Annotated in this window: 9 protein-coding genes and 1 pseudogene; 1 reads left to right on the top strand and 9 read right to left on the bottom strand. The window is 70.4% G+C overall.

The features are described 5' to 3' along the window. The 6 genes from VP06_RS26955 to VP06_RS26930 all read right to left on the bottom strand — a co-directional run. Nucleotides 1-358, bottom strand: a 358-nt coding sequence (locus tag VP06_RS26955; protein WP_048466891.1) for an ABC transporter permease subunit, incomplete at its 3' end; no start/stop codon positions are given. Then, nucleotides 355-1,215, bottom strand: coding sequence for a branched-chain amino acid ABC transporter permease (locus VP06_RS26950; protein ID WP_048466890.1), 861 nt, complete (start codon nt 1,213-1,215; stop codon nt 355-357). The genes VP06_RS26955 and VP06_RS26950, both read right to left, overlap by 4 nt. Before the next feature lie 22 nt (nt 1,216-1,237). Further along, a complete protein-coding gene (locus tag VP06_RS26945) occupies nt 1,238-2,434 on the bottom strand; it encodes an ABC transporter substrate-binding protein (RefSeq protein ID WP_245291328.1) in 1,197 nt (398 codons plus the stop codon). Nucleotides 2,435-2,479: 45 nt separating this feature from the next. After that, complete coding sequence (locus VP06_RS26940; RefSeq protein ID WP_048466889.1) at nt 2,480-3,568, bottom strand: mandelate racemase/muconate lactonizing enzyme family protein; 1,089 nt, start codon at nt 3,566-3,568, stop codon at nt 2,480-2,482. Nucleotides 3,569-3,591: 23 nt separating this feature from the next. Then, on the bottom strand, nt 3,592-4,701 hold the full coding sequence (locus tag VP06_RS26935; RefSeq protein WP_048466888.1) for a mandelate racemase/muconate lactonizing enzyme family protein: 1,110 nt from the start codon (nt 4,699-4,701) through the stop codon (nt 3,592-3,594). Between the two features lie 174 nt (nt 4,702-4,875). After that, entirely contained in the window at nt 4,876-6,075 is a 1,200-nt protein-coding gene (locus VP06_RS26930) for an MFS transporter (RefSeq protein WP_048466887.1), read from the bottom strand. An 84-nt stretch (nt 6,076-6,159) separates the two neighbouring features. Between VP06_RS26930 and VP06_RS26925 the strand changes: the two genes are divergently transcribed. Then, nucleotides 6,160-6,750 carry a TetR/AcrR family transcriptional regulator gene (locus VP06_RS26925; RefSeq protein ID WP_048466886.1) on the top strand — a complete coding sequence of 197 codons (591 nt, stop codon included), beginning with the start codon at nt 6,160-6,162 and terminating at the stop codon, nt 6,748-6,750. A gap of 240 nt (nt 6,751-6,990) precedes the next feature. Here VP06_RS26925 and VP06_RS26920 read toward each other — a convergent pair whose 3' ends face one another. The 3 genes and pseudogenes from VP06_RS26920 to VP06_RS26910 form a co-directional block, all read right to left on the bottom strand. After that, complete coding sequence (locus VP06_RS26920) at nt 6,991-8,604, bottom strand: ABC transporter ATP-binding protein (RefSeq protein ID WP_048466885.1); 1,614 nt, start codon at nt 8,602-8,604, stop codon at nt 6,991-6,993. A gap of 150 nt (nt 8,605-8,754) precedes the next feature. Further along, nucleotides 8,755-10,170, bottom strand: coding sequence for a M20 family metallopeptidase (locus VP06_RS26915; RefSeq protein ID WP_048466884.1), 1,416 nt, complete (start codon nt 10,168-10,170; stop codon nt 8,755-8,757). Between the two features lie 166 nt (nt 10,171-10,336). Continuing rightward, nucleotides 10,337-10,528 (bottom strand): annotated as a pseudogene (locus VP06_RS26910) (ABC transporter permease); the annotation flags it as partial.

Here is a 10,528-nt window from a genome sequence, read left to right as displayed (position 1 = left end):
CCACCACCCCGACCACCGCCCCGACGGCGCCCGCGCAGGCGAGCGCCAGGACGACCGGGAATGCCGGCAGGACCGTGCCGGCGGCGAGCACGCTGGTGGTGTAGGCGCCGACGAGCAGGAGCGCGACATAGCCGATGGCGAGCTGACCGGCGAAGCCGACGACGAGGTTGAGGCCCGAGACCAGGATCCAGTAGATCGCCGCCCGGGTCGCGATCAGCGTCCAGTAATCGTTGCCGGCGATCGGGACCAGGAGCGCCAGGCCGAGGATGAGGAGGAAGGGCGCGACCGCGGCCAGCCGCGTGCCGATGCCCTGCCGGGCGGGGGCGCCGGAGGCCGCAAGCGCGGAATGGGCACTCATACGCGCCTCGCCTGGGCGGAGCCGAGCAGCCCTTGCGGGGCGGCCAGCAGCACGACGATGAACAGGGTGAAGACGGCGACCGACGCGAAGATCCCGCCGACGACGAAGTTCGCGGTCTGCTGGAACAGCCCGAGGACGAGGCCGCCGATCAGCGCGCCGCGGTTGTTGCCCAAGCCCCCGAGCGCCACCGGGATGAAGCCGTAGAAGTTGAGATGCGGCCCGTTGGCGAAGAAGGCGAGCAGCAATTCGCCGCCGGCATAGCCGGCCAGCGCCCCGATGCCGCCGGCGAGCGCATAGCTCGTCACCCGCAGGCGCCGCTCGGGCAGGCCGAGGGCCCGGGCGGCGAAGTTGTCCTCCGCCACCGCCAGGAAGGCGTGGCCGATGAGGGTGCGCCGGTAGAGGAGTTCGAGCCCGACCACGACGAGGAGGCAGGCGGCGACCGGCAGCCAGAACTTCTCGTCGAGGATAGTTTCGCCAAAACCCCCGAGGAGGCGCGGAAAGGGCTGCGGCTCGGTGCTCCAGCCGATCGCCGTGACCTGCTGGATCATCAGGGCAAGCGCCAGCGTCGAGAGCACGTAGAGATGCTGGTCGAGGCTCTTCAGGACCGGGCGCACCGCCACGAACTCGGTGACGATGCCGACGAGGGCGCCGCAGGCCAGCGTCAGCAGCAGCCCGAGCGGCCAGGCCAGGCCGAGGCGAAGAGTGAACAGCGAGCCGAGCACGCCGCCGAGCATCCCGAGCTGGCCGGCGGTGAAGCTCATCACCCGCGAGGTCGAGAACATCGTGTTGTAGGTGATGCCGATCAGCGCGTAGATCGCGCCGACGGCGAGGCCTGAGGCCAGGATCGAGGCGAGCATGGCGGCGCCCCCCTCCGCGCCGTCAGGAATAGCCCGGGGCGAGCCGGAAGCTGCCGTCGCGGCCGGAATTCGCCGCCGACATCACCACCTCCTCGGTCGGGTAGCCGTTATGCTCCTTAACCGTATAGGTGTAGTCGCCGAAGATGCCCGGGTACTTGGTCAGCCCGTTCCAATGCTTGACGATCGCGTCCGGCGCGCTCGATCCCGTCTCCTCCACCGCCTTGGCGATCAGGTTCACCGCATCGTAGCCGGCGGCCACCCACCACAGCAGGGTGTCGGACAGCGCGACCTTGCCTTTGAGCCGTGCGACGAATTCCTCGCTGCGGGGCGCGAGCTTGCCGTCCTCGCCGTAGGAGCAGCTCCGGTAGCCGATGGCGTAGACCTTGTCCCAGTTCTGCGGCTTCTCCAGAAGCCCGCCGATCTCGCCCGAGGCCATCGAGGGGTGGCCGATGAAGGGCACGTCCCAGCCCATCCGGGCGCGGGTGTTGAACAGGCGGGCATCCATGCCGGTCGACACGCTCCAGACCACCACGGCCTCGGCGCCGGCATTGCGGGCGCGCAAGAGGTCGGGGGTCATGTCGGGCTGGGTCGAATCGATGTTGCCGAGATAGACCACCTCGGCGCCGTCCTGCTTGAACGCCGCCGCCGAGGCTTTGGCGGCGGTGACGCCGTAGCCGGTCGTGTCGCCGATCACCGCGACGCGCTTCGCCTTCAGGATCTTGAGGCAGTAGCTGCGCACCGCATCGTCCCACTGGGTGTTGGACGGGGCGATGCGGAAGGCGTTGGGGTATTTCGCCGGGTCGATCAGGCTGTCGACCACGCAGGGGTGGATGTTCGGCATCTTGGCCCGCGCCATGATCGGCGTGACGGCGAGGGACTCGCCCGAATTGGTCGGCCCCCAGATGGCGTGAACCTTGGCCTGGCTGATCATCTCCTGGGTGGCGTTGACCGCCTTGGTCGGATCGCCCTGCGTGTCGCGGGTGACGAGCTCGATCTTGCGGCCCTTGACCCCGCCGGCGCCGTTGATCGCCTCGACGGCGAAGATCACGCCGCGGTTGAACCCGACCGTCGGGGCCGAGCTGGGGCCGGTCATCGCCGCGAGCCAGCCGATGCGCAGGGGCTCCCCCTGCGCCAGAGCCGGCCGGGGGAACCCGAGGGCCGCCGCGCCTGCAACGCCGGCAGCATTCATCACGAGCGCACGACGGTTCGTCGTCACCATGGCGTCCTCCTCCCGTTGTCGTGTCCCGGCCGGCGCGTTTGGTTGTTAAGCGCCTTGCCGCTCCAGGTGCCGGATCCGATCCTCGTCGAAGGTGAATCCGAACCCTGGCCGCTCCGGTACGATGGCGTATCCGTCGGCGAAGTCCAGCCTCTCGCAGTACAGGTCGGAGAACCACGGCATGACTTCGAGCGAATGGGCGTTCGCCAGCGCGCCAAGCACGCTCAGGCTCTGCTCCGGAAACAGGTGGCTTGAGACCGGCAGGTCGTGCGCCTCGGCGAGGTGGCCGACCCGCATGAACTCGGTGACGCCGCCGACCCGCTGGAGGTCCGGCATCAGGATGTCGGCCGAGCGCAGCTCGATCATCCGGCGGAAGCCATAGCGGGTATAGTCGGTCTCGCCGCTGGCGATCGGGGTGTCGAGGGCGGCGGCGACGCGGGCGAGACCCTCGACGTCCCAGGCCGGCAGCGGCTCCTCGAACCAGGTGAGATCGAATTCCTCCAGGCGTCGCCCGAGGCGGATCGCCTCGTTCTCGGTCAACCCCTGGTTGGCATCGGCCATCAGGCGGATTGTTGGGCCGATCGCCGCGCGGACCGCCCGCACCCGGTCGATGTTCCAGTCCGGATCGCCCGCCGAGAGGCGCATCTTCATCATGCGGAAGCCCGCCGCCTTGAAGCTCTCGGCTTCCGCGACGAGTTCGTCGGTCGAGCGGTCGAGCCACAACCCGCCGGACTGGTAGGCCGGGACGCGGGCATTGGCGCCGCCGAGCATCCGGTAGAGCGGCAGGCCGGCGCGCTTGGCCCCAAGGTCCCACAGGGCGCCGTCGAGGGCCGAGATGCCCATGATCGGCATGCCCTTGTGGCCCATGAAATTGACGTCGCGCCAGGCCCGCGACCAGAAGCCGGCGATGTGGCCGGCATCCTGGCCGATCACCAGATCGGCCATCTCGTCGATCAGGCTGCGCAGGACTTTTGTCCGACGATCGTTGAGCGTGAACACGATGTTCTGGCCGGTGAGCCCGTCGGCGTGGACCGTGACCAGAATGCAGCCGAACGAATGCAGCTGCCCGAGCGCCGAGCCGATCGGCCGCTCCGGGCGCAAGGTGAGGGGGCGCGTCTCGACGCGGTCGACCTTCATGGCGTTTCCTCTCTTCTGTTTTTTTATGCCGTGCGGACGATGCCGCCGACCCGGTAGCGGTCGAGCACGCTCGTGTCCGGGTCGCAGCCGAGGCCCGGGCCTTTGGGCAATCGCACCTGGCCGTTCTCGGCCCTGACCCAAGGATCGAACGGGTTCGCCTCCATGTCGAGCCACAGCACCTCGACGAGCGGGTCTTCGACGCGCGCGGCGACGACGTGCATCGTCGCGATGAAGCCGGGGCCGAAATACGGGCTGTGGGGGGCGGGCCGCACCCCATGCGCCTCGCAGAGCGTGATGACCCGCAGCATCTCACCGATGCCGCCGATCTTGGTGACGCTCGGCTGGGCGACGTCGATGGCGCCGGCCTCGATCAGGGCCTTGAAGCCGAACAGGCCGGCGGTGTTCTCGCCGGCCGCGATCGGGATGCCGCGGGCGCGGACCTGCGCCAGGCCATGCACGTCCTCCGGCGGCCAGACCGGCTCCTCGAACCAGAGGAGATCGTGGGGCGCGAAGGCGTCGGCCATCCTGAGCGCCGCCGGCACGCTCCAGGCGCAGTTCACGTCGACCATCAGGGCCGCGCCATGCGCCCGCGTGACCTCGGCCGCCGCCGCGACCGCCGCCTCGGTGACCTCGTGCAGCTTGATGTGGCGGTAGCCGGCCGCACAGGCCGCCTCGACGTTGCGGCGCACCAAAGCGGGGTCGTGGTAGGCGAGCAGCGAGGCATAGGCCGGCAGCCGCTCGCGGACGCCGCCCAGAAGCCGCGCCACGGGTTGGCCCGCCCGCTTGCCGGCAAGGTCCCACAACGCCGTCTCGATCCCGGAAAAGGCGAAGACGAACGGGCCGTTGCGGCCGAGCAGATGCGTGGCGTGGAGCACGCTCCGGCTCACCTCAGTGATGTCGCCCGACGAGCGCCCGAGCACGAGGGGCGCCACGATCGTGTCGAGGGCGGCCCGGGTCGCCTGGATGCCGGCATGGCCGAACGCCTCGCCCCAGCCGACCAGCCCCTCGTCGGTCTCGACCCGCACCAGCAGGATGTCGAGATGGGTCCAGGCTTTGCCCGCGAAGGTGGCCGGCGGGCCGCCCATACCGAAGGGCAGCGATACGATCTGGGACTGGATGTCGACGATCCTCACCCGTTCCTCCCTGGGCAGAGCCTGTTGGTCGGCTCGTTGGCCGCGGCACCCGCGAGGTTGGGTCGGGGCCGCACCGGGAAGTGGACACCCGGCGGGGCGGATGCGCAATCGGGCTCAGCGGGTGGGGGGTATGAGCGGGCCGCCGCCCCGAACGCGCGAAGACACCGACGGCGTCTACGCCACCGCCAGTCCCCGCCCCGAGCGCGCCCGCATCACCGCGAGCCCGCCCAGGCTCACCGCCAGGATCGCCGCCGCGTAGAGATCGGCCGTCGCCGCGTAACCGAGGGTGCGGGCGAGGAAGCCGGCGCCGACCGCCGGCAGGCTGAAGGCGAGGTAGCTCTGGACGTAGAAGGCGGCGAGCAGCCCGGCGCGCTCCTCGGGCTCGGCGAGCGGCATGATCGTGCCGAGGCAGCCGAGGAAGCTCGGACCGAAGCCGCAGCCGGTGACGAGCGTGGCGAGGATCAGCACCGGCACGCTGGCCGCATGGATGCCGGCGACGACCCCGACGACGCCGAACGCGGTGGCGAGCACCCCGAAGGTCAGGTTCTCCCGCGGCGGCGCCGTGCGGCGCAGGAGCACCGAGACCGCGCCGGCCACCATCAGGGCGGTGACGACCGCCCCGCCGGTCAGCGGCGCCTGGCTGCCGGTGGCCGCCGCGACCACCGAGGGCACGAGCGAGAGGTAGAAGCCGGCAAGCGTCCAGTTGGCGATGTTGATCGGGCTCGCCAGGGCCAGGGGCCGCCGGATCCGCGGCGGAACGGCCATGCGGGGCTTCAGCGAGGCGAGCGCCCCGGGCCGCGTCGCCGCGCTCTCGGGGATCGTCCACACCGCCAGGGCCAGCCCGGCGAAGGTGCAGAGCAGGAGGCCGTAGACGAGGTGCAGCGGCAGCGGGGCGACCTGGATCAGCGTGCTGGTGCCGAGCGCCCCGACCGCCATGCCGGCGAGGGGGGCCACCGCGTTGACGATCGGCCCGCGGGTGCGATCCACGTCGACGAGGGCGGCGCCCAGGGAGGCGGCGGCGATGCCGGTGGCGAGCCCCTGCACGATCCGGGCGACGACGAGCCAGCCGGGCCCGTTCCCGACGAGCAGGAACAGGCCCATCGCCGCGGCCTCTAACCACAACGCCCCGGCGATCACCGGCCGGCGCCCGAGATGGTCGGAGAGCGAGCCGGTGACGAGCAGCGCCTTGAGCAGGGCCACCGCATAGACCGCGAAGACCAGGGTCACGAAGACGGGCGAGAGCGCCAGGGTCTCCTGGTAGACTCGGTAGAGCGGCGTCGGAGCCGCCGCCGCGGCGAAGAACGCGCCCAGCGTCACGGCGTGGACGACGAGCGGGTCGACCCGCCGGGATCCTTGACCTTTGCGCATCGCCATGCCCCTAACGCAAATCCGTTGCGTTAAGGGTTAGCGCCGCGGCGCGCTAAAAGCAAATTCTTTGCGTTTGAGGAGTGAGGGGCGATGGCGGAGCGGGAGGGAGGGCCGCGCCCGGGCGGGCGCAGCGCGCGGGTCCAGGCTTCGGTCCACCGTGCCACGCGGGACCTCCTCGCCCGGATGGACCGCGCCGCGGTGACGATTCCGCTGATCGCCGCGGAGGCCGGGGTCACGCCCTCGACGATCTACCGGCGCTGGGGCGAGTTGAACGAGCTGTTGGCCGATGTCGCCGTCGAGCGGCTGCGGCCGGACATGGTGCCGGTCGAGACCGGCAGCGGCCGCGGCGACCTCCTGGCCTGGGCCGAGCAATATGCCGAGGAGATGGCCTCGCCGCTCGGCCGCGAGATGATCCGCGACGTGCTCGCTGCCGAGGGCGAGGCCGGTCCCCGGCGCTGCTGCGGCTACGCCCGGCAGCAGATCGCCGTCATCGCGGCGCGCGCGGCGGCGCGCGGCGAGGAGTTTCCGGACATCGACACGGTGCTGGATCGGGTCATCGCGCCGATCCTCTTCCGCATCCTGTTCGACGAGGCGCTGGCCACGGCGCGGGTCGGGCGGTTGGTCGAGAATGCGCTGGTTTCGTATGACGGGGGGCTTTCTCAGCGGATTCTCGGGGCCTGATCGAGCAGATCGTGCTGAGAAAATCTAACGGTGTTTATGGAGTATCGCGCCATTTTAGCCCATCCTGAGAGCTTTTTTGGGCGGACTTTTAAAAAAACCGCCACAATGCACAAAATCTCCTGCTGCTAATATTTGATAGGAACGTATGCTCAAACAGGTTCTCAGGCAGGCCGGTGCGAACGCCTTCTGCTTGATCTCGGCGAGTCAGCGTAGTGCACCCGTTCCTCTGGTGTGTGGGCGTCACGCCGGTTCGGCGAACATCGCGCCCGGCACCGCCGCCAGCAGGGCGCGGGTATAGGGATGCTCCGGTGCCCGGAACAATGCCTCGGTGCGGTTCATCTCGACGATCTCGCCGCGATGCATCACGGCGATCCGGTCGCAGATCGTCGCGGCGACGCGCAGGTCGTGGGTGATGAACAGCATCGCGATGCCGAGCCGCTGCTTCAAGTCTTCCAGGAGCGCCAGCACCTGGGCCTGGACCGAGACGTCGAGGGCCGAGACCGCCTCGTCGGCGACGAGCACGTCCGGCTCCATGGCGAGCGCCCGGGCGATGCCGATGCGCTGGCGCTGGCCGCCCGAGAAGGCATTGGGGTAGCGCTCGGCGGCGCTCGGCGGCAGGCCGACGAGGTCGAGGAGTTCGCGCGCCCGGGCGCGCGCCTGGCGGGCCGGGGTGCCGTGGGCGATTGGTCCGCCGGCGATGATCTGCTCGACGGTGCGGCGCGGATTGAGCGAGGCGAAGGGGTCCTGGAAGATCATCTGGATCCGCCGGCGCTCGTCGCGCAAAGCCGTCGGCCCCAGGGCGGTGAAGTCGAGGCTGCCGAGGCGCACCGTGCCGTGGTCGGGCTCGATCAACCGGATCGCCAGCCGCGCCGTGGTCGACTTGCCGGAGCCGGATTCGCCGACGATGCCGAGGGTCTCAGCCCGGCGCAGATCGAAGCTGACCTCCTTGACCGCCGCCACCACCCGGGGCTTGCCGAGGAGCCCCGAGCGGGTGGCGTAGGTCTTGGCGAGGTTCGTCACCGAGAGGGCGACCGGCGCCTCGGTGATCGGCTCGCGCTTCGGCGGGGTCAGGCTCGGCACGGCGGCGAGCAGCGCCTTGGTGTAGGCGTGGTGGGGATGGCGCAGGACCGCCTCGGCCGAGCCGGATTCGACCAGCCGCCCGCGCTGGAGCACCGCGACGTGATCGGCGATGTCGGCGACCACGCCGAAATCGTGGGTGATGAACAACACCGCCATGTTGCGGCGCTGCTGGATGTCGCGGATCAGCTTGAGGATCTGCGCCTGCGTCGTGACGTCGAGCGCCGTCGTCGGCTCGTCTGCCACCAGAACGGCGGGTTCGAGGGCCAAGGCCATCGCGATCATCGCCCGCTGGCGCTGCCCCCCTGAGAGCTGGTGCGGATAGGCTCGGACGATCTGCTCGGGGTCGGGCAGCCCGACCTCGCCGGCGAGCGCCACCGCGCGGGCCCGGCGTTCCCGCCGGGTGAGCAGGTCGTGCGCCTCGAACATCTCGGCAATCTGGTCGCCGATCCGCATCACCGGATTCAGCGCCGTCATCGGCTCCTGGAAGATCATGGCGATCCGCCGGCCGCGCAAGGAGCGCCAGGCGCGCTCGTCGAGGCGCAGCAGGTCCCGGCCCTCGAACAGGATCTCGCCGCCCGCGACGTTGAGCGAGCGCGGCAGCAGGCCGGTGAGCGCGTAGGCGCTCATCGACTTGCCCGAGCCCGACTCGCCGACGACGCAGAGGATGCGACCCGGCATCAGGTCGAGGGTCAGGCCCTCGACCGCGTGCGGCCGGTCGGCGCCCCGCGGCAGGGCGAGGGTCAGGTTGCGGATCTGGACGATCGGTTCGCTCATCTCTGGCCCTCTGCGTGCCCGATGGGCGGGCTGGTTCGAATGAAGATTCGTGCCTGGCGCGCTGATGCCTGCCGCGACGGATGTCGAAACCTCGGCGGCTCCGGAATGACTCGGCCGGCGTCACTCTCCGCGAGATCGCCGACCAACCCCTCAACCCACCGCCTTCCGCCCGGCCAGCACCGCCGGCCCGGTCTCGCCGAGGTCCCAGAAAAGGCCGGCCATCAGCCCCAGGGCCTCGCGGGTCAGGCCGCCGAGCAAGTGCTCGTCCGGCGCGTGCTGCGAGCAGGCCGGGTAGGAATGCGGCACCCAGAGCGTCGGAAGCCCAAGGATGTCCGAGAAGGCGTCGTTCGGCAGCGAGCCGCCGAGATTGGGCAGCAGCGCCGGGCGCTTGCCGGTGCTGGCCTCGATCGAGGCCAGGGCCCAGGTCACCCAGGGGTCCTCGACTGGCAGGCGGGTGGCGCGAAACACCTCGCCGCGCGCCTGGCGCACCTCGACCATCGGGAAACCCTTGGCATCGAGATGGGCGCGGAGCGCCGGCAGCAGGGTCTCCCAGTCGGTGCCGACGACGAAGCGCAGCTGCATCGTCGCCTTGGCGGAGGGCGGCACCGCGTTCTGCGGTCCTTCGGGATCGCCGCACTTGAAGGCCAGGACTTCGAGAGTGTTCCAGCCGAAGACCCGCTCGGCCGGCGTCAGGCCCGGCTCGCCCCAGCCATCGTCGATCGCCGGGGCGTTCGGATCGCCCCCGACGGTGATGTCGGAAAGCGCCGCCCGCACGCCCTCGGGAATCGGTGGCGGGCGCAAGGCGTCGACGAGGATCTGTCCACGTCCGTCGACGAGGCTCGCGATGGCGCTCGCCAGCACGGTGCCGGGATTGCGCAGGAGGCCGCCCCAATTGCCCGAATGGTGGCCGCCCTCGCGCAGGTCCACCACCAGCTCGAACGTGTATCCGCCGCGCGAGCCGAGGAACAGCGTCGGCCGCGCCGCCTCGATCCGCGGCCCGTCGGAGGCGATCAGGAGGTCGGACTTGAGCGCTTCGGCCTCCGCCCGGCAGACCTCGCGCAGGCCCGGCGAGCCGGCCTCCTCGCCCATCTCGATCAGCAGCGTGACGTTGAAGCCGAGGTGTCCGCCCCGCGCCTGCATCACCGCCGCGAGGGCGCCGAGATTGACGAGGTGCTGGCCCTTGTTGTCGGCGGTGCCGCGCCCGTACCAGCGCTCGCCCTCGACCGTGACCTGGAGCGGGTGCAGGCCCTCGCGCCACTGCTCGGGATAGTTCCGCACCGTGTCGCCGTGGCCGTAGGTCAGCACGGTCGGCAGGTCGACGCCCTCATGCCGGGTGGCGATCAGGAACGGCCCGCGGCCTGCCTGTGGGTTGTCGAGGAGGCGGGTCGTCAAGCCGAGCCGCGACACCGCCGGGATCATGAACTGCGTGAGGTAGGCGGCGAGCGCCGGCCCCTGGTCCGGGGCCTGGCTCTCGGTCGGCAGAGCGACCGCCTCGCGGAGTACGGCGAGGAAGCTGCCGTCGTCGTAGTGCCGGTGGGCCAGCGCGATGGCGTCGCGTCGCGACATGGATGGGACTTTCTGTGCACGTGTGAGAAAAGGAGAATTGTCTGATCTTGATCGTCGCTCGATGGAATGTCGGTCGGCCTCGCTCCATCCCACCCGCGACCTCAGGATGAGGTCGCGGGTGGGATGAGAGGAAAAGTCGACGGCTGCGTCCTCGACGGATGCGCCCTCAATGCCGCCCCTCGGGAGCGGTGATGTCGCGCACCCCGTCCCCCAGGAGGTTGATGCCGAGGACCAGCACCACGAGCGCCACGCCCGGGATGGTGATGATCCAGGGCTGGAAGAACATGTACTGCTTGCCCTCGGCGATCATCAGGCCCCAGGACGGCAGCGGCGGCTGCACGCCGAGGCCGAGGAAGGA

The organism is Methylobacterium aquaticum, from assembly GCF_001043915.1.
In the GTDB taxonomy this organism is placed as follows: domain Bacteria; phylum Pseudomonadota; class Alphaproteobacteria; order Rhizobiales; family Beijerinckiaceae; genus Methylobacterium; species Methylobacterium aquaticum.
This window is presented reverse-complemented; position numbering and strand designations above follow the sequence as displayed.